The sequence below is a fragment of the Phytohabitans sp. LZ39 genome, assembly GCF_059359075.1.
Window position 1 is genome coordinate 645,877 of the sequence record NZ_JCADBM010000001.1, and the last position, 19,746, is coordinate 665,622.

A 19,746-nucleotide genomic window follows, 5' to 3' on the forward strand; every position below is an offset into this window, starting at 1 on the left:
GCCCGACGTGACCCGAGCCGACCTGCTCTTCCCCGCCGAGCCCACGCAGCGGGCCATCGCCCGGGAGCTGTACGCCCACGCGAAGGACCAGCCGATCATCTCGCCGCACGGGCACGTCGACCCAGCACTACTCGCCGACGACGCGCCGTTTCCCGACCCGGCCCAGCTGATCATCTGCCCCGACCACTACGTCACGCGGATGCTGCTCAGCCAGGGCGTGCCGCCCTCGGAGCTGGGCGTGCCGACCCGCGACGGCCAGCCGTACGAGACGGACGGACGCACGATCTGGCGGCGGTTCGCCGAGCACTGGCGCCTCTTCCGGGGCACCCCCTCGCGGCTGTGGCTGGAGGAGACGTTCACCAACGTGTTCGGGGTGACCACGCCGCTCAGCCCGGAGACGGCCGACGAGGTGTACGACGGCATCGCGGCGAAGCTGGCCGAGCCGGAGTTCCGCCCGCGGGCACTCTTCGAGCGGTTCAACATCGAGGTGCTGGCGACGACCGAGTCCCCATTGGACGACCTGGGCCGGCACGCCAAGCTCGCCGCCGACGGCTGGGGCGGGCCGGGCGGCCGGGTCATCACCACGTTCCGCCCGGACAACGTGGTCGACATGGAGTTCGAAGGCTGGGCCGACAACGTGGCCAAGCTCGGCGAGATTTCCGATGAGGACACCGGGACCTATCGCGGCTACATAGCGGCACTGCGCAAGCGGCGGGAGGCCTTCATCGCGGCCGGCGCGACGTCGTCCGACCACGGCCACCCCACGGCCAAGACCGAGCTACTCGACGAGACGGAGGCGGCCGACCTCTTCGAGCGCGGCCTCAGCGGTGAGGCGGGTCAAATCGACGCCGAGTACTTCCGCGCGCACATGCTCGTCGAGTTCGCCCGGATGTCCATCGAGGACGGTCTGGTGATGCAGTTGCACCCCGGCGCGGTGCGCAACCACAACAAATGGCTCTACGACCGGCACGGCCGCGACGTCGGTGGCGACATCCCGCGTGCCACCGACTACGTGTGGAGCCTGAGCCCGCTGCTGGAGAGATACGGCAACGACCCGCGGCTGCGCCTGGTCGTGTACACGTTGGACGAGGACACGTTCACCCGCGAGCTGGCCCCGCTGGCCGGCGGCTACGCGGCCATGTACCTCGGCGCACCGTGGTGGTTCCTCGACTCGCCCGAGGTGCTGCGCCGCTTCCGCGAGGCCGTCACCGAGACCGCCGGCTTCTACAACACCTCCGGCTTCGTCGACGACACCCGGGCGTTCTGCTCCATCCCGGTGCGCCACGACGTGGCCCGCCGGATCGACGCCGGCTTCCTCGCCCGGCTGGTGGCCGAGCACCGCCTGCCGCTGGACGAGGCGGCCGAGACCATCGTCGACCTGGCCTACCGACTGCCCAAGGGGATCTTCCGACTGTGATCACCGCTCTTGATGTCCACGATGTGCGGTTTCCGACCGCGGACGCCGGCGACGGTTCCGACGCGATCAACCGAGGTGACTACTCGGCCACCTACGTGTCGTTGAAGACGGAAAGCGGCGTGGAAGGCGCTGGCTTCACGTTCACCAACGGGCGGGGCAACGAGATCACCTGCGCCGCCGTGCGCGCGCTCGCCCACCACGTGGTCGGGCGTTCGGTGGCGGACATCTTCGCCGAGCCGGTCGCGTTCTGGCGCTCGCTCACCGCGGACGTGCAGCTGCGCTGGCTCGGGCCGGAGAAGGGCGTCATCCACATGGCCGCCGGCGCGATCGTCAACGCCGTGTGGGACCTGCGCGCCAAGCTCGAAGGCAAGCCGCTCTGGCGGTTGCTCGCCGAGATGCCGACCGACGAGCTCGTCCGCAACGTCGACTTCCACCACATCACCGACGCGCTTACGCCGGACGAGGCCGCCGCGATCCTCGACAAGGGACTGTCCGGTCTGGACGATCGCCGGGCCCAGCTGGAGCGCGACGGTTTCCCGTCGTACACCACGTCGGTGGGCTGGCTGGGCTACCCGGACGACAAGGTGCGGGCGCTGACCCGGCAGGCGTACGCCGAGGGCTGGCGCGCCATGAAGATGAAGGTCGGCGGCCCGATCGACGACGACGTGCGCCGCGCCCGCGTCATCCGCGAGGAGATCGGCCCGGACGCGCTGCTGATGATGGACGCCAACCAGGTGTGGGACGTCGACGAGGCGATCGCCAACATGGCCCGCCTCGCCGAGTTCGACCCGTACTGGATCGAGGAGCCGACGCACGCCGACGACGTGCTCGGCCACGCCCGCATCCAGCGCGCGGTGACACCGATCAGGGTCGCCACCGGCGAGGTCGCCGCCAACCGGGTCATCTTCAAGCAGCTGCTCCAGGCCGAGGCGATCGGTGTGATGCAGATCGACGCTTGCCGGGTCGGTGGGGTCAACGAGGTGCTCTCGGAGATCCTGATGGCGGCCAAGTTCTGCGTGCCGATCTGCCCGCACGCGGGTGGCGTCGGGCTCTGCGAGCTCGTGCAGCACCTCGCCGTCTTCGACTACCTGCGGGTGGGCACCTCGCTGGACGGCCGCATGGTGGAGTACGTCGACCACCTGCACGAGCACTTCACCGACCCGGTGCGCACCCGCGGCGGGCGATATCTGCTGCCCGCCGAGCCGGGATACAGCGCGACGATGAAGCCCGCGTCCATCGCGGAGTTCAGCTTTCCGGAGGGTCCGGCATGGCGATGAGGTTGGGCATCGGCACCCTGCGACAGGTTCCCGTCGCGAGCCGTCCGCGCGTGCGGCCCGGCACCGTGCCGGCCGGGATCGTCCATCTCGGACTCGGTGCCTTCCACCGCGCGCACCAGGCGGTGTACACGGAGGCGGCGATCGCGGAGGCGGGCGGCGACTGGGGCATCGTCGGCGTGGCGCCGCGGAGCACCGAGGTGTTCAGCCGCCTCGCCGAGCAGGACAACCTCTTCAGCGTCACCTCGCTCTCCAACGGCGAGGCGCGCACCCATGTGATCGGCGCCCTCGCCGGCGTGCGCCACGCGGCCAGCGACCCGATGGCGGTGGTCGCGCTGCTCGCCGACCCCGCGATCCGGGTCGTGACGCTCACGGTCACCGAGAAGGCGTACCAGATGGATCCCGCGACCGGGCGGCTGCGACCCGACCCGGCCGTGGCTGCCGACCTGGTGGGCGACGGCCCGCCGGCGACCGTGCCCGGGCTGCTGGTGCGCGGCCTGATCGCCCGGGCACGGGCCGGCGCCGGGCCGGTCGCGCTGGTGAGCTGCGACAACCTGCCCTCCAACGGAAAGCGCCTGCGCGGCCTTGTCACGCAGGCGCTGGCGTACGGCGGCACCGAGGACGCGCTCGTGGAATGGGTGCGCGGCAACGTGACCTTTCCCGGCACGATGGTCGACCGGATCGTCCCGGCCACCACGGCCGAGACGCTGGCCACCGCCGAGCGGGTCCTCGGCGTCTCCGACCAGGCGGCCGTGGCGGCCGAGCCATACATGCAGTGGGTGATCGAAGACGACTTCCCGGCCGGCCGCCCGGCGTGGGAGCGGGCCGGCGCGGTGCTCACCGGCGACGCGAGCCCGTGGGAGGGGCTCAAGCTGCGCTCGCTCAACGGTGTGCACTCGGCCATCGCGTACCTCGGTGCGCTCGCCGGCCGCGAGATGATCGCCGAGGCGCTGGAGATCCCGGGCATGACCGCGATGCTGCGGCGCTTCGTGGCCGAAGACGTGGCCGGCAGCCTCACGCCGCCCGACGGCGTCTCCGTCGTCGAGTACGGCGACTCGGTGCTGGAGCGCTTCGCCAACGCGGCCATCCGCTACCGCACGACCCAGGTGGCGATGGACGGCTCGCAAAAGCTGCCCCAGCGGGTGCTGCACACGATCGTCGACCGCCGTGCGGCCGGTGCCTCGCCGCGGTGGGGTGCGCTTGTGCTGGCGGCGTGGATGCGCTTCGTGCAGGGGGAGAGCGACGCGGGCCAGCCGCTGCCGCTGGACGACCCGCTGGCCGAGCGGATCCGCAAGGCGCTCGCCGCCGGCCGGCGGACCCCGGCGGGGGTCGTCGACGCGCTCTTCGGCCTGAGCGAGGTCTTCCCGGCCGAGCTCGCCGGCGACGACACCGTGCGCGAGCTTGTCGCCGACTGGTTGGGCGCGCTCGAACGGCACGGCGTCGAGGCGGTCCTGGCGGATCTGCGATGACCGCCAGGGTCGCGCTGATCGGGGCCAATGGGCACGGGCGCTGGCATCGGCGGCACATCGCCGCGCTGCACGAGGCCGGCACCGTCGAGCTCGTCGCGCTCGTCGACGTGCGACCCATCGAGCCCGGACCGGACGCGGCCCGGCACTTCACCGACCACCGCGAGATGCTGCGCGAGGCGGCACCCGACGCGGTGGTCATCTGCACACCGCCGCACACCCACCGTCCGATCGCGACAGACGCGCTTCGGGCCGGCGCGGACGTACTGCTGGAGAAGCCACCGGTGCTCTCGCTCGACGAGCACCGCGCGCTGAGCGAGGTGCTCCGGGAGACCGGTCGCGCCTGCCAGGTCGGCTTCCAGGCGCTCGGCTCGGCGGCCCTGGACGAGCTGCGGCGCTCCATCGCCTACGGCGTGATCGGCACGGTCGTCGGCATCTCGACCGTCGGCTCGTGGCAGCGCGACGACGCGTACTACCGGCGTTCACCGTGGGCCGGCCGGCGCACTGTGGACGGTCGTCCGTCGCTCGACGGTGCACTCGCCAACCCGTTCGCGCACGCCTGGATGCAGTGTCTGGCCATCATGGACGGTGATCGGCCGGTCGGCGTCGAGTTGGAACGCTACCGCTGCCGCGACATCGAGGTGGACGACACCGCCTGCCTGCGCATCACGCTCGCCTCCGGGCGGCCGGTCGTGGTCGCGGTCTCGCTGTGCGGCGAGGAGTTCATCCCGGGCGAGGTCGTCGTGCACGGCACGGCCGGCCGCGCCGTGCTCGAATACCCGACCGATCGGCTCCGGCTGCCGGGAGACACGGACTTCCGGGAGATCCCCGGGCGGGTAAACCTGTTGGAAAACCTCGTACGGCACCGCGCCGACGGCACTCCACTCATCGCGCCACTGGCGCGGACGGAGCCGTTCACCGCGGTGCTCGGCGTGCTCAACTCGGCGCCCGAGCCGGCCTTTCTCGATGGCGATCTTGTTGTCGAGGAAGGCGAGGCGCCGGCACGGAAAGTGACGATCAAGGGCGTAAACGCGGCGCTCCGGCAGGCGGCGGACAAGCTGGCGCTGCTGTCGGAGCTGCCGGTGCCGTGGGCGGTGGGTCCGCATCGCGTGCGCCTCGCCGCAACATCGGAAAACGAACTGCAAACTACGGAGACAACCGTCCCGTAAAAAACGGACGGGACACCAGCTTTCTCGGCAATTCGACGCCGAGTAATTCGCCCTTGCCTGGTTTTACTGCAACATATCTGCAAACACAGGGCATTGACACTCTTAAGCGTAAATACCTACTTTCTCGTTAAGTGGATTTCGGGTTTGTTACGAGATCCACTTCGAGTATTGGGCAAACGCGGAGAGTGCGATGCAACTCATGCGATTGACCGCCGCGGCGGTCGGTATAGGTCTCGTCGCGGCACTGGGCCCCTCGGGTGCCGCGCTAGCTGGCAACAATCACGGCAAGTCCGGGCTGGGCCGCCAGGTCCTGCCCGCGGGCGACGGCTGGGCGGCCGCCGGTCCCGGCACGACGGGTGGCTCGGCGGCCTCTCCCGCCGACGTGCACACAGTGGACACCCGAGCGGAGCTGATCGACGCGCTGGGCGGCGACAACGCCACCAACCGCACCAACGCCACCCCGAAGATCATCGTGGTCCGGGGCACCATCAACGGTTTCGAAGGGCTGCCCGGCAAGTGCGCCGACCTCGCCGACCCGGCGTACTCGCTGGACGCCTACCTCGCCGCGTACGACCCGGCGGTGTGGGGGCGTGTCAACCCGAGCGGTCCGCTGGAGGAGGCGCGGGTGCGGTCGGTGGCCAACCAGACTCGCTACACGCAGATCAACGTCGGTCCGAACACGACGATCGTCGGCCTGCGCGGCGCGAAGCTGGAGAACCTCACGCTGATGCTCGATTCGGCCAGCAACTCGATCGTCCGCAACATCAACTTCGTCGACGCGTTCGACTGCTTCCCGGCCTGGTCGCCGAACGACGGTGACGCCGGCAACTGGAACTCGCAGTTCGACCTCATGTCGGTGCGGCGCAGCGAAAACGTCTGGGTCGACCACAATACGTTCAACGACGGCGACAACCCGGACAGCGGCCAGCCGGTCTACTTCGGACGGCCGTACCAGGTGCACGACGGCTCGCTCGACATCACGCACACGGCCAGCCTCGTCACCGTGTCGTTCAACCGCTTCGTCAGCCGCGACAAGGTGATGTTGATCGGCTCGTCCAACACGGTCGGACCGGACGTCGGCCGGCTCAACGTGACGCTCCACCACAACGTCTTCGACGGCACGATGCAGCGGCTGCCGCGGGTGCGCTTCGGCCAGGTCGACATCTACAACAACTACTACCGGCTGGCCGGCGACGCGTTCTCGTACGCCTGGGGCGTCGGGGTCCAGTCGTCCATCTACGCGGAGAACAACTTCTTCGCGCTGGGCGAGGGCATCGCGGCCGAGGACGTCATCTTCGACTGGGGCGGCACGGCCATCACCGAGAAGGGCAGCTGGGTGCGCGCCGGCTCCGACCGGGCCCGGCCGGTGAGCCTGCTCGGCGCGTACAACGCCACCCACGACCCCGACCTCGGCGCGGACTCCGGCTGGACGCCCACGCTGCGCCACGGCCCGGTGCTCCCCACCCCGCTCGTCCCACTCGCCACGCTGGCGCTGGCCGGCGCGCGGCTCTGACCAGGAGGTCGACGAATGAAACGCAAGCGTCTGGCGGCCGCGGGGCTGGCGGGGGCACTCGCCGCCGCGCTGGTCGCCTTCGGCACCACCAACGCGTTCGCGGACACGCTGCTATCCGACGACTTCCAGGACGGCAACTCCAACGGCTGGTCCAAGTCGGGCGGCACCTGGTCGGTGGTGACGGACGGCTCGCTCGCGTACCGGCAGTCCGGCACCAGCAGTGACGCCCGGAGCCTTGCCGGCGCCACGACCTGGACCGACTACTCGGTGCAGGCCCGGGTGAAGCCGACCGGCTTCGGCGCGGCCAACCGCTACGCCGGCCTGATCGCCCGCGCGCAGAGCAGCAGCAACTACTACGCGCTCGTGCTCACCAGCTCGGGCGGGGTACAGCTGATCAAGCGGGCCGGTGGCGACCCGGTCGTGCTCGGCACCGGCTCGGGCGCCGGCGGCACCGGCACCTGGACCACGCTCATGCTGGCGGCCTCCGGGAGCCAGCTCTACGGGTACGTGAACGGCAACCTCGCGGTGCAGGCCACGGACAGCGCGTTCAGCGCGGGCCGGGCCGGTGTCGCCGCCAGCTACGCCAGCGTCACGGTCGACGACGTGGTGGTCAGCACGGTCACCGGTACGCCCAGCCCTGGCCCGACGACGGGTGGCCCGACGCTCCCGCCGACCGAGCCGCCGCTCGACCCCAGCGCGCCGCCGATCGGGTTCGCCTCGGTCAACGCGCTCGGCCAGAACGGCACGACGGGTGGTGCGGGTGGCCCGACCGTCACCGTGGACACCGCGTCCGAACTGCTGACCGCCATCGCGCAGCCCGGCCCGCTCAACATCCGGGTGCAGGGGATGATCGCCCTGCCCGGCCCGATGCACGACGTCACCTCGGACAAGACGATCATCGGCGTCGGCGCGAGCTCCGGCATCACCGGTGCCGGTTTCAACATCGGCCTGCCGATCAGTGACGTCACGTCGCCGCCGGCCAACGCGGTGCACAACGTGATCATCCGGAACCTCAACTTCCGGGACGCGGCTGACGACTCGATCAACGTGCAGATGTACTCGCACCACGTCTGGATCGACCACAACGACCTCGCCGAGGGGTACGACGGGCTGATCGACGTCAAGCGCGGCTCGTCGTACGTGACGGTGTCGTGGAACCACACCCACAACCACACCAAGAACATGCTGCTCGGCCACGACGACAGCAACGCGGCCCAGGACACCGGCCAGCTGAAGGTGACCTACCACCACAACTGGTTCGACCGCACCCCGCAGCGCAACCCGCGCGTGCGCTTCGGCGAGCCGGTGCACGTGTTCAACAACTACTACGTCTACAACACCGACACCGGGGTGGCCTGCCAGGCGAACGCCGGCTGCGTGGTCGAGGGCAACTACTTCGAGGACGTCGAGGAGCCGGTGACCAACAGCTACGCCGGCCCGTCCGGCCGGTGCGTGGCGCGCAACAACGTGTTCGCCGGCGAATCCGGCCAGCCGGACTGCGGCGGGAGCGTGCAGGAACCGTCGACGTACTACCGCTACACGGTCGCGGACCCGAACACCGTCAAGTCGGTCGTGATGGCCGGCGCGGGCACCGGGCGACTGTGACGCAGATGTGACCGCGGGCGGTGGGCAGACACCGCCCGCGGGCACCACAGCCGGCCGGGGTCGGGGCACGGGCGACACAGCCCGGGTCTCCCGCGTCCCACCCCGGCCGGTCCTCCCATCCCACCTCCCGAGGAGGCCCTGTGCAGCTCACACATGCCCGGATGCGGATCCTCGCACCGATGGCCGCGGCACTCGCCGCCGTGCTCATCGCGCTCGGCTACAGCGCCGTGGCGTACGCCGACACCCTGTTTTCGGACGACTTCGAAGACGGCAACTCCACCGGCTGGAGCGGCTCCGGCGGGAGCTGGTCGGTCGCGACCGACGGCAGCCGCGTGCTCCGCCAGGGCGGCACCAGCAGCGACGCGCGTTTCACCGCCGGCACGCAGAGCTGGACCGCGTACTCGGTGCAGGCTCGCGTCAAGCCGACCGCGTTCAACGGCAGCAACCGGTTCGTCGCGGTGCTCGCCCGGGTGCAGAGCAACACCAGCTACTACTACGTGGCCCTGCGCAGCAACAACACGGTCGAGCTCAAGAAGCTCGTCAACGGCTCGTCCACCACATTGGACACCGCCAGCCTCACCGTGAGCACCAACACCTGGTATACCGTGCGGCTCGAAGTCTCCGGCACCTCACTGCGTGGGTACGTCAACGGCAACCTGCTGACCGAGGCGACCGACAGCCAGTACTCATCCGGCCGGATCGGTGTGGCCACGTTCTACGGCTCGGCCAACTTCGACGACGTCCTGGTGAGCACGATCGGCTCCACGCCCACTACGCCGCCCACCAGCATGCCGACGACGACCCCGCCGACCACCGGCCCGCCGACCAACCCGGGCCCCAACCAGGCCGACGGCTGGGCCTCGGTGGACGCCTGGGGCCAGAACGGCACCACCGGCGGCACCGGTGGCCCGACGGTCACTGTGGACACCGCGGCCGAGTTCCTCGCCGAGGTGGCCACCGCCGGCCCGCGCGTCATCCGGGTGCAGGGCATGATCGACCTGCCCGGACCGATGCACGACGTGACCTCCGACAAGACAATCGTCGGCGTCGGGTCCGGCTCCGGCTTTACCAGCGGCGGCCTCAACATCGGCCTGCCGCTCAGCGACAGCATCACGTCGCCGCCGGCGAACGCCGTGCACAACGTCATCATCCGCAACCTGAACTTCCGCAGCTGGGACGATGACGCGATCAACGTGCAGATGTTCTCCCACCACATCTGGATCGACCACAACACGTGGACGACTGGTGCGGACGGTGGCGTCGACGTCAAGCGCGGCTCGTCGTACGTGACGATCTCGTACAACCACGCGGACGGCACCGACAAGAACATGCTGCTCGGCCACGACGACGACAACTCCGCACAGGACGTCGGCCGGCTGAAGGTCTCCTACCACCACAACTTCTTCGACAACACCAACCAGCGCAACCCGCGGGTCCGCTTCGGCGACCAGGTGCATGTCTACAACAACTACTACCTGAACACCGGCAACTACGGTGTCGCGTCCACCCAGAACGCGGGCGTCATCGTCGAGGGCAACTACTTCGAGGGCGTCGACGACCCGTTCCACCTCGGTGAGGGCGACTCGAGCGACGGCCGCCTCGTCGCGCGCAACAACTGCCTGGTCAACTCCGGCTCCGGCCAGACCGGCGGCAGCGTCTCGAACCCGTCCTACTCGTACTCGCTCACCCCGCAGTGCGACGTGAAGGCCAACGTCTCCGCGAACGCGGGCGCCGGCCGGATCACCGTCTGACCTCAGCTCGACTGTTCCCACACAGAGCGCCGCCGGGTGTCGCGGTTTTGACCGCGCCCCGGCGGCGTTCACTTAGGATGACTCATCCCGTTCCCTCATCGGTGTGAGACGTCGTGGCTCTGAGAAGGCGCACCCCGAAAGCCGGCCTGCCGGACGGCGTGGTCCTCGCCGCGACGCTGCGCGGTCACAGTGACCACATCGGCCGCATCGCGTGGTCGCCCGACGGGCGGCTGCTCGCGACCCCTTCGCGCGACGGCACGGTGCGCGTCTGGGACGGCGCGACCGGGCAGCACGTCCACACGCTCACCGGCCATCCGGACCTGGTCCGCGCCGCGGTGTTCGACCGCGGTGGCAAGGTCCTCGCGACCGGTGGCGACGACGGCGCGGTCCGGCTGTGGCGGGTCGGCAGCTGGCGGCCGCTGTCGGCGTTGACCGTGCCCGACTGCCAGGTGCTGGAGTTCAGCCCGGCCGAGCACCTGCTCGCCATCGGCGTGCGCGGCTGGGCGGAGATCTACGACGTCCGCAAGGAGGAGGTCCGCCACCGGCTGCACGAGGGCGCCGTCGTCACCGCGCTGGCCTTCGACCCGAGCGGCCGCACCCTCGCCACCGGCACACCGGACGGCGATGTGCGGCTCTGGGACGCCGCCGAAGGGGTGCCCACCGCGGTCCTCGACGGCCACTCCGGCACGGTTACGAGCGCCGCCTTCACGCCGGACGGGCGCAGGCTCGCCACCAGCGGCTGGGACCACACGATCAAGATTTGGGACCGCCTTTCCGGCCGCCTCGTCACCACGCTCGAAGGGCACACCGGCGCGGTGCGGTCCGTGTCGTTCCTCTCCGACGGGCGGCTGCTGGCCTCGAAGGGCACCGACGGCCGGGTGCGGCTGTGGGCCTGCGACACCTGGATGGAGATCGCCGCGCTGCCCGAGCCCGACGCCAGCAGCCTGTCGCCGACCCTCGCCTTCCACCCCACCCAGCCGACCCTGGCCACCGTCGGCGCGGACGGCTCCCTGGACAACGATTCCCTGGTACACGTCTGGCGGCTCGACCCGGATCGCCTGCTGCGCCGGTGGTCCCAGCCGGCGAACGTCACGTACACCTCCGCCAAGATCGTGCTCGTCGGTGACTCCGGTGTCGGCAAGACCGGGCTCGGCTTCCGGCTCGTCACCGGCCGGTTCAAGGAGCATCCGTCGACCCACGGCCAGCAGTTCTGGGTGATGGACGAGCTGGGCGCGACCCGGGTCGACGGCGCACAGTGCGAGGCGGTCCTCTGGGACCTGGCGGGCCAGCCGGACTACCGCCTCGTCCACGCGCTCTTCCTCGACGACGCCGACATCGCGCTCGTGCTCTTCGACCCGACCCGTGACGACGACCCGCTCCGCGGCGTCGACTACTGGCTGCGCCAGCTCGGCCCCGACCGCGAGATCGTGCTGGTGGCCGCGCGCTCCGACCGGGGCAGCGCCCGCCTCGCCGGCGAGGAGATCGAGCGGTTCCGGGCGGAGCGGGGCATCCGGGCGTACGTCGAGACGTCCGCGCTGGAGGGTGGCGGCCTCACCGAGCTCGTCGAGGTCATGCGCTCGGCGATCCGGTGGGACGAGCGGCCGACCACGGTCACCACGGCGACGTTCAAGTGGATCAAGGACACGGTCCTGGGGTTGAAGGAAGGCGAGCCCGGCGAGCAGGTCATCCTCTCGCCCCAGGAGCTGCGCGAGCGGCTGGAGCGCGACGGCCCGGCTCGGCGCTTCACCGACGCGGAGATGCTCAGCGCCGTCGGCCACCTCGCCACCCACGGCTACGTCGCGCTGCTGCGTACGTCGACGAACGAGACGCGCATCCTGCTCGCGCCCGAGCTGCTCAACAACGTCGCGGCCTCGATCGTGCTGGAGGCGCGCCGCAACCCGAAGGGGCTCGGCTCGCTGGAGGAGCGGCGGGTGCTGGCCGGCGACTACCCGTTTCCCGAGCTGGCCGGCCTGTCCACAGGGGAGCGTGAGGCCCTCGTCGACTCCGCCGTCGGGCTCTTCCTCAGCCACAACGTCTGCTTCCGCGAGACCGACCCGCTCACCTCCCGCGTCTACCTCGTCTTCCCCGAGCTGATCAATCTCAGGCGCCCGGCGGTCAAGGACGCGCCGGTCGAGGAGGGCGCGGCGTACACGGTCACCGGCGCGATCGAAAATGTCTACGCCTCGCTTGTCGTGCTGCTCGGGTACACGGACGTCTTCGCCCGCGCCCACCAGTGGCGCAGCCAGGCCGAGTACGCGTTCGGCGACGGCCAGGCGTGCGGCTTCCGGCTGGAGGCCGAACGGGAGGGCGAGCTCGACCTGGTCCTCTACTTCGGCGTGGACATGGGCGAGCCGATCCGCCGGCTCTTCCAGAGCCTGTTCGAGAGCTTCCTCGCCCGGCGAGACGTGACCGTGCGCCGGTTCGAGGCGGTCGAGTGCAGCAAGGGGCACCGTATCCACCGCGCGGTGGTCCGCGAGCGGCTGGCCGCCGGCGCCGTCGACGTGTTCTGCACCGGGTGCGGCGAGCAGCTCTCGCTCGCCCGCGCGGACGAGCCGATCCGGCTCACCCGCGGGCAGTCCCGCGACGTGCAGGCGCAACGCCTCACCGCGGGCCAGCGGTCCAGGTTCGAGCAGGCGGTGTTCCGGCTGAAGACGTACGTGACGCAGGCCGGCCCGGCCCAGCCGACCTGCTTCATCAGCTACGCGTGGGGCAACCCGGAGCAGGAGCGGTGGGTCGCCCGCGAGCTGGCCACCGACCTCGCCAAGGCGGGCATCACCGTGATCCTCGACCGCTGGGAAAACAGCCGGATCGGGGCGAGCGTGCCACGCTTCATCGAGCGGGTGCACGCCGCCGACCGGGTCGTGGTCGTGGGCACGCCGCTCTACCGGCGCAAGTACGACAACAACGAGGCGATCGGCGGCTTCGTGCTGGCCGCCGAGGCCGACCTGATCGGCACCCGGATGATCGGCGTCGAGAGCCGCAAGGAGACCGTGCTGCCGATCCTGCTTGAAGGCACCGAGCAGGACGCGCTGCCGCCGCTGCTCCAGGGCCGCGTGTACGGCGACTTCCGGCGGCCGGACGACTACTTCCTCACGGCGTTCGACCTGATCCTGAGCGTGCACGGGATAATGCCGCGCGACCCGGTCGGCGCGGAGCTGCGAGACGAGATCCGCGACTTCCTCAGACAGCCGTGAGGGGGCGGACCCGCCGGGCCCGCCCCCTCATCGCTTGCCAGTTGGCGTCAGAGACGCTGGCCGGTCACCGCGTGGAACGCGTGGTTCGCGCCGACGCGCGGCTTGACGAAGACCGTCTCGCCCATGTTGGGCATGTGGCGGCGGTCGGTGCGGACGGTGAACCGCTCGGAACCGCCGTCGAGGGCCGCGTGCCCGTACACGTTGGCGTCGGAGCCGAGGTCTTCGACCAGCTCGACGACGACGGGCAGGCCGCCCTCGGTCGCGCTCACCAGGTCGCAGTCCTCGGGCCGGAAGCCAACCGTGACCTTGCCGTTGCCGCTGTCGGCCTGCGCCGCGGCGATCTGCTCGCGGGTGAGCGGCACGATCATGGAGGCGAAGACGGCGCCCTGCTCGGTGAGCGGGACGGTCTTGATGTTCATGGCGGGCGAGCCGATGAAGCCGGCCACGAAGACGTTGCCCGGGCTGTCGTACAGCGCGCGCGGGGTGTCCACCTGCTGGAGCACGCCGTCGAGGAGGACCGCCACGCGGTGGCCCATCGTCATGGCTTCGACCTGGTCGTGCGTCACGTACACGGTGGTGATGCCGAGCTTGGCCTGGAGGGTCGCGATCTGGGTACGCGTCTGCACACGGAGCTTGGCGTCCAGGTTGGACAGCGGCTCGTCCATGAGGAAGACCTGCGGCTCACGCACGATCGCGCGGCCCATCGCGACACGCTGGCGCTGACCGCCGGAGAGCGCCTTCGGCTTACGGCTCAGGTACTCCTCGAGCTGGAGCAGCGCGGCCGCTTCCTTGACCCGCCGGTCGATCTCCGACTTCGAGGTCTTGCGGAGCTTGAGGGCGAACGCCATGTTCTCGTACACCGTCATGTGCGGGTACAGCGCGTAGTTCTGGAAGACCATCGCGATGTCGCGGGCCTTGGGCGGCAGGTGGGTGACGTCGCGGGTGTCGATGTGGATCGAGCCCTCGTCGACGTCCTCCAGGCCGGCGAGCATCCGCAGGCTCGTGGACTTTCCGCAACCGGACGGGCCGACCAGGACGAGGAACTCCCCGTCGCCGATCTCCAGATCCAGGTGGTCGACCGCGGGACGCTCAGTGCCCGGGTAGATCCGGGTGGCGTTGCTGTACCTGACCGTAGCCATGGTGAAGCGCTTCCTTTCACCGGCAGGAACGTGCCGGACGATCCGAGTGAAGGAGCGACCGGCACACGCCGTGCCGGTCAACGGGCGCGCACCAGGTGTCGCCCGTGTCACGCAACGGTAAACGGTTTCCGCCTGCCTGCCAAGGTCAGAGCCACTCCTTGGGCGCGCCCGAGAGGATCATTCGGTCACACGGGCACGAACGACGCGCCGGTCGCACCGTCACACAGCGAGGGCCTTTCAACACGCCGCGTACGCTGGCTAAACGCGGATCACGAGGCATGCCCGTCGGTCGTTATGCTTGCGGACGACATGCCCCTGTAGCTCAGCTGGCCAGAGCACTCGCCTTGTAAGCGAGTGGTCGTCGGTTCGAATCCGACCGGGGGCTCGTGCGTAGCTGGCTGGTCGGGCTGGCGATCGCAGCCGGCTGCCTCATCGCGAGTTGGGCGCTGCTCGTGCTGCTGGCCCGGCGGCTGCCGCCCGGCATCCTGCGTGACCTGGCGGCGTTCATCCCCGACTGCGTGACGACCGTGCGGCGGCTGCGCAAGGATCCGCGCGTGCCCCGCCGGGCGAAGGTGGCGATCGTCGTGGCCGGCCTCTGGGTGGCCAGCCCGATCGACCTGATCCCCGAGTTTCTGCCGGTGATCGGCCCGCTCGACGACATCGTCGTAGTCGCGCTCGCCCTGCGGTACGCGGGCCGTCGTGTGCCCCGAGAAGTCCTGCTCGGCGCCTGGCCCGGCGATCCGAAGCTGCTGGAGCGCCTGCTGGGAAAGGCTGAGGGGCGCGGGTCGGACTGACCCCGCGCCCCTCGAAGAGAACACTCAGAACGGCATGTACGCCAAGCCAGGCATTCCCGCCAGGCTGCCGTTGGTGGGCAGCACGCGGGTGACGTTGCTGATGTCACCCACCAGCGGGAGCCCGACCTGCGCGGCCTCGGTGTAGTCGGCGTCCTCGCCGGCCACCGGGCGCTCGTTCGTGCTGTGCCGCCGGTGGTTCGGCGCCTTGCTGTCGGCGTCGTCCGCGTCCGCCGGGGCGGGCAGGGTCGTCGCCGGGCCGCCCGCGCCGGGCAGGCCGCCGGTGAGCGAGCCCAGGGCGCCCACTACCGGCAGGTCGTTCGTCGGGTTGTCCGACGCGCCGGGGACGCCCTTGAGGTTCAGGTCGCCGACCAGCGGGAGCGTGGCGACCGGCGGCAGGGCCTCCGGCTCGCCGTACTCGAACGAGCGGGTGAACAGCTCCGGGTTCTGCGCGGTCATGGCCTCGCCGATCAGGGCCGGCACCATGTCCTGCGCCTGGGAGCCGGTGGAGCGGGCGACACCGTTGGTGTTGCCGCGCACCGCCTTGCGGGTGCTCACGCCGGGGATCGCGTCGCCGGGAACGAGCCCCAGCGAGGCGGGCACGGCGGCGCCGGCGCGCGAGGCGTCCACATCGGACGTCGCGGGCACCAGGTCGTCCATGCCGCCGGCGTTGGCGCTCATGCCGTTCGCGCCGTTGAGCAGCGTGGTCGTGGTGCCGCTCAGGCCGAGCGAGTCGACCGCGCGGGTCGCGCCTACGGTGTCGGTGAACGTGCCGGCGACCGGCAGGTCCGAGATCAGGTTTGGCTTCTCGGTCTGCGCCTCGCTGCCCGCGCCGAGCGCGCGGTCGAGCGAGCCGTGGCCCAGCGCGTCGGCGCTGACCGAGGCGGTGGGTGACGACGGCGCGGAGCCGACGAAGCCGAGGTCGCGGGTCGGTGCGACGTCGCCGCCGAGGGAGCCGAGCTGCCCGCCCAGCACCAGGTCCGACCGGCCCACCTGGGCGTTCGGGCCCATGTTGACCTGCGAGAAGTCTTTACCGCCGAGAGGGGTGAAGAAGCCGTCGAGCACGCCCTGAAGCTGCTGCGGGTCGTTGGTCGGGGTGGCGTCGACGTCCTCGGCTTGTGCGGCGCCGCCGCCGAGCAGCAGGAACCCGCCGGCGATGCCGACAGTCCCCACCGCACGATAGAACCACTTGTTCATGTCCATCCATTCAGTGCTTACCGGTAGCACCGAGCAATTGGTGCTAAGTACGCCAAAGCGTCCAACGAGCCGCGCGCCAAACCGTTCCTGTCACGGCAAAAGTTCATGATCGCGAGGGCTGCGTGGGGTGACCCCCCTGGCTACCATCCGGGGAATGTCGGTGGACCCCTGGCGTAACCGGGCGCGTCGCGCGGTGGTTTCCCGCCTGCGAGAAGGGTTTCGTGCCAACGGCGACGCGCCGCACTACGTCGTCTGCGGCAGCGATCCCTTGGCATTCCGCGTGGTCATGGAGCTGACGCAGTCGTACGAGGCGCGGATCACCGTGATCGTGCCGACCCGCCGGCGCCCCGACGGGCCGGATATCGCCGAGATCAAGGGCATCCACCTGATCCGGTCCGACCGGCTCGACGAAGACACGCTCCGCCGGGCGGGCCTGGTCGGCGCCGACGGTCTCGCGCTGCTCCATCAAAACGACGTGGGCAACATCCACGCCGCCCTTGTCGCGCAGGATATCGAGCCCCGCGTGCGCCTGGTGATCCGCATGTTCACGCCGCGGCTGGCCGAGGGCGTGAAACGGCTGTTCACCGACTGCGATGTGATGTCCGACTCGGCGATGGCGGCGCCCGCGTTCGTGGCCGCCGCGCTGGGTGAGCCGGCACCGACCGACTTCCACCACGCCGGCCGCAACTTCTACGTGGCGCGGCGGTCGGAGGTGCTGCCGGACAGCATCGTCTGCGCCCTGGCCGACACCCGCGAGCGCAACAACCCACGGGTGCTGCCGGCCGACCAGAGCCGGGCCGACCTTGTGCTCGCCGAGGTCCGCGGCCAGCAGGCCGGCACGGTCATCGCGGCCCGGCGGATCGTGCAGAGGCGCCGGCGGCAGCGGCCGTTCGCGGTGCTCTTCCGTGGCTTGCGCTGGTTTGTCAGCCGCAAGCTGGGCATCGCCACCATCGCGGTGCTGCTGGTATCGGCGATCTTCGGCGCACTCCTGGCCCGGACGGACGGGCTCTCGCCGTGGCAGGCCCTCTACTCCACGCTGCTCACCACGGTCACCGGGTCCGATGTGGACCTCGACGAGTCGCTTGGCGTGCAGATCATCCACATCGTGCTGACGCTGGCGGGGCTCGCGCTCGTACCGCTGATCACCGCGGTCGTGGTCGACGCGATCGTCAACGCCCGCCTCGCGCTCAACGCCGGCCGCCTGCGGATGCCCCGGGAAAACCATGTGGTCGTGGTGGGCGTCGGCAACGTCGGCACGCGCATCATCCGCCAGCTGCACGAGCTCGGCATCGAGGTCGTGGCGATCGACAAGGACCCGGCAGCCCGAGGCGCGCCGGTCGCCCGCCACCTCAACATCCCCTTGATCATCGGGGACGCCTCGCAGGAGTCCGTGCTTCGCGCCGCCTCGGTCGACACCTGCCAGGCGCTGGTGGTGGTCTCGACCGACGATGTGAGCAACCTCCAGGCCGCGCTCAACGGCCGCTCGATCCGCCCGGACGTGCGGGTGGTGATGCGCCTGTTCGACGGCGACCTGGCCTACCGGATACAGAGGGCGTTCAACATCGGCACCTCGCGCAGCGTGTCCTACCTGGCCGCGCCCGCGTTCGTGGCCGCGCTGATGAACCGGGACGTGATCGCCACCATCCCCGTCGACCGCCACGTGCTGCTGGTCTCCGAGGTGGTGGTCGCGCGCAGCTCGTCCCTCGACGGCGCCTCGGTCGCCGACGCCAGCCGGGCCGGCGAGGTGCGGGTCATCGCGCTCGCCAAGTTCGGCGAGCCCCGTCCGATCTGGACGCCGTCGGACGCGTTCCGGATCAGCGGCGGCGACCGCATCACCGTCGTCGCCCGCCGCTCCGGCTTGGGCTGGCTCCTCAAACAAGCGACCGAACAACCCGTCGAACCCGCCACCGAAACGTCATAACCGCGGCGTCCGTCGTGCTCGGGTGGCCTCACCCGTCGCTGTCGGCCCGGAGGATCTTCGCGGACAGGTGCAAGCGCCCTAGAGCGACGGTGTCAGCTCGACGCCGAGTACGGCCTGCTCGTCGGGGCGGTGGACCAGCACGTCGGCGAGGAACGACTGGACCGCGGGTGCCAGGCCCACGTCGCGGCCGGCCTCCTCGGACAGGCGCCACCGGTGCTCGATGATCTGTACGAACAGCTCCGACGGCTCCAGCTTGCGCCGCAGGTGCGCGGGCACCGCCCGGACGACCGGCTCGAACACCTCGGTCAGCCAGCGGTGCGCGGCCTGCTGCTCGTCGGAGAGGTCGCTCTCGGCGCGGTACGTGTCGAGGTCGTTGAGCAGCCGGCGGGCCTGGTTTTCCTCGGCGTCGAGCCCGGTCAGGCGCAGTAGCCGGCGGGTGTGGTAGCCGGCGTCGACGACCTTCGGGCGCACGCGGTAGCCGCCGTCGCCGTCGACGAGAGCCATCGCCACCTCGGCCACGTCGAAGCCGAGGTCGTTGAGGCGGCGGATGCGTCCCTCGATGTCGTGGCGGTCTTCGCGCTTGACCTCCTGCTCGTAGGTGATCTCGTGCCACAGCCGCTCGTAGCGCTCGACGACCTCCTCGGAGACCACCTCGGGGTCGATCGAGTCGTGCAGCAGCCCGGCGGCTTGCAGGTCGAGCGCCTCGCCGAAGATGTTGACCCGCGCGATCTCCAGGTCTTCGCCGCGCTGGCCCTTGGAGAGCGACGGGCGCAGCGCGCCGGTCTCGGCGTCGACCAGGTACGCCGCGAAAGCACCCGCGTCGCGCCGGAACAGGGTGTTGGAGAGCGAGCAGTCGCCCCAGAAGAAGCCGGTGAGGTGCATCCGCACGATCAGCGCGGCCAGCGCGTCGAGCAGGCGGGTCATCGTCTCGGGGCGGAGCGTGTGCGAGAAGAGCGCCCGGTAGGGCAGCGAGAACTGGAGGTGCCGGGTGATCAGCACCGGGTCGAGCGGCTCACCGTCCAGGGTCGCCCGGTCGGCCACAATCGCCACCGCCTGCACGGCCGGGAAGTCGATCCGCTCCAGCGCGCGCAGCAGGTCGTACTCACGCTCGGCCACCCGCTCGCCGGTCTCCTTGACCGCGTACACGGTGCCGCCGAGCTTCACGAATCGCACCACATGCCGCGATATGCCCTGGGGGAGCGCTACCAGGTGGTCGGCAGGCCACTCCTCCAGCGGAGTCGACCATGGGAGGTCGAGCAACGCGGGGTCTACGAGGGCCGATGTGATCCGCACGCCCACAAGCATGCCG

13 protein-coding genes and 1 tRNA gene are annotated in these 19,746 nt (G+C 70.5%); 11 read left to right on the forward strand and 3 right to left on the reverse strand.

What is annotated here, in order from left to right; genetic code table 11:
• Positions 1 to 7: 7 nt before the first annotated feature.
• From uxaC to AC5L36_RS03025, 8 genes are all read left to right on the forward strand, one after another.
• Complete coding sequence (uxaC, locus tag AC5L36_RS02990) at positions 8 to 1,417, forward strand: glucuronate isomerase (RefSeq protein WP_441220113.1); 1,410 nt, start codon at positions 8 to 10, stop codon at positions 1,415 to 1,417.
• A complete protein-coding gene (locus AC5L36_RS02995; protein WP_441220114.1) occupies positions 1,414 to 2,694 on the forward strand; it encodes an enolase C-terminal domain-like protein in 1,281 nt (426 codons plus the stop codon). The genes uxaC and AC5L36_RS02995 overlap by 4 nt, the downstream gene beginning before the upstream one ends.
• Entirely contained in the window at positions 2,685 to 4,160 is a 1,476-nt protein-coding gene (locus AC5L36_RS03000; protein ID WP_441220115.1) for a mannitol dehydrogenase family protein, read from the forward strand. Before AC5L36_RS02995 ends, AC5L36_RS03000 begins: the two co-directional genes overlap by 10 nt.
• Positions 4,157 to 5,326 (forward strand): Gfo/Idh/MocA family protein, encoded by a 1,170-nt coding sequence (locus tag AC5L36_RS03005; protein ID WP_441220116.1) that lies wholly within the window; start codon positions 4,157 to 4,159, stop codon positions 5,324 to 5,326. Before AC5L36_RS03000 ends, AC5L36_RS03005 begins: the two co-directional genes overlap by 4 nt.
• Positions 5,327 to 5,525: 199 nt before the next feature.
• A complete protein-coding gene (locus tag AC5L36_RS03010) occupies positions 5,526 to 6,839 on the forward strand; it encodes a pectate lyase family protein (protein WP_441220117.1) in 1,314 nt (437 codons plus the stop codon).
• A 15-nt stretch (positions 6,840 to 6,854) separates the two neighbouring features.
• Entirely contained in the window at positions 6,855 to 8,444 is a 1,590-nt protein-coding gene (locus tag AC5L36_RS03015) for a pectate lyase family protein (RefSeq protein ID WP_441220118.1), read from the forward strand.
• A gap of 140 nt (positions 8,445 to 8,584) precedes the next feature.
• Positions 8,585 to 10,195, forward strand: a complete 1,611-nt coding sequence (locus AC5L36_RS03020; protein WP_441220119.1) for a pectate lyase family protein — start codon at positions 8,585 to 8,587, stop codon at positions 10,193 to 10,195.
• A 113-nt stretch (positions 10,196 to 10,308) separates the two neighbouring features.
• Positions 10,309 to 13,389 (forward strand): WD40 domain-containing protein, encoded by a 3,081-nt coding sequence (locus AC5L36_RS03025; RefSeq protein ID WP_441220120.1) that lies wholly within the window; start codon positions 10,309 to 10,311, stop codon positions 13,387 to 13,389.
• Positions 13,390 to 13,436: 47 nt separating this feature from the next.
• On the opposite strand, the gene AC5L36_RS03030 is transcribed toward AC5L36_RS03025, so the two are convergent.
• Positions 13,437 to 14,528 carry an ABC transporter ATP-binding protein gene (locus AC5L36_RS03030; RefSeq protein ID WP_441220121.1) on the reverse strand — a complete coding sequence of 364 codons (1,092 nt, stop codon included), beginning with the start codon at positions 14,526 to 14,528 and terminating at the stop codon, positions 13,437 to 13,439.
• A gap of 311 nt (positions 14,529 to 14,839) precedes the next feature.
• On the opposite strand from AC5L36_RS03030, the gene AC5L36_RS03035 reads away from it, so the two are divergent.
• Both AC5L36_RS03035 and AC5L36_RS03040 read left to right on the forward strand, forming a co-directional pair.
• Positions 14,840 to 14,913 (forward strand) — tRNA-Thr (locus tag AC5L36_RS03035).
• 1 nt (position 14,914) lies between these two features.
• Positions 14,915 to 15,322: a YkvA family protein gene (locus tag AC5L36_RS03040; RefSeq protein WP_441220122.1), complete on the forward strand. Its 408-nt coding sequence runs from the start codon at positions 14,915 to 14,917 to the stop codon at positions 15,320 to 15,322.
• A 24-nt stretch (positions 15,323 to 15,346) separates the two neighbouring features.
• Here AC5L36_RS03040 and AC5L36_RS03045 read toward each other — a convergent pair whose 3' ends face one another.
• Positions 15,347 to 16,492 carry a hypothetical protein gene (locus tag AC5L36_RS03045; protein ID WP_441220123.1) on the reverse strand — a complete coding sequence of 382 codons (1,146 nt, stop codon included), beginning with the start codon at positions 16,490 to 16,492 and terminating at the stop codon, positions 15,347 to 15,349.
• Between the two features lie 178 nt (positions 16,493 to 16,670).
• Between AC5L36_RS03045 and AC5L36_RS03050 the strand changes: the two genes are divergently transcribed.
• Entirely contained in the window at positions 16,671 to 18,437 is a 1,767-nt protein-coding gene (locus tag AC5L36_RS03050) for a potassium channel family protein (RefSeq protein WP_441220124.1), read from the forward strand.
• Positions 18,438 to 18,515: 78 nt separating this feature from the next.
• Here AC5L36_RS03050 and AC5L36_RS03055 read toward each other — a convergent pair whose 3' ends face one another.
• Positions 18,516 to 19,742 carry a DUF4032 domain-containing protein gene (locus AC5L36_RS03055; protein WP_441220125.1) on the reverse strand — a complete coding sequence of 409 codons (1,227 nt, stop codon included), beginning with the start codon at positions 19,740 to 19,742 and terminating at the stop codon, positions 18,516 to 18,518.
• Between the last annotated feature and the right edge of the window lie 4 nt (positions 19,743 to 19,746).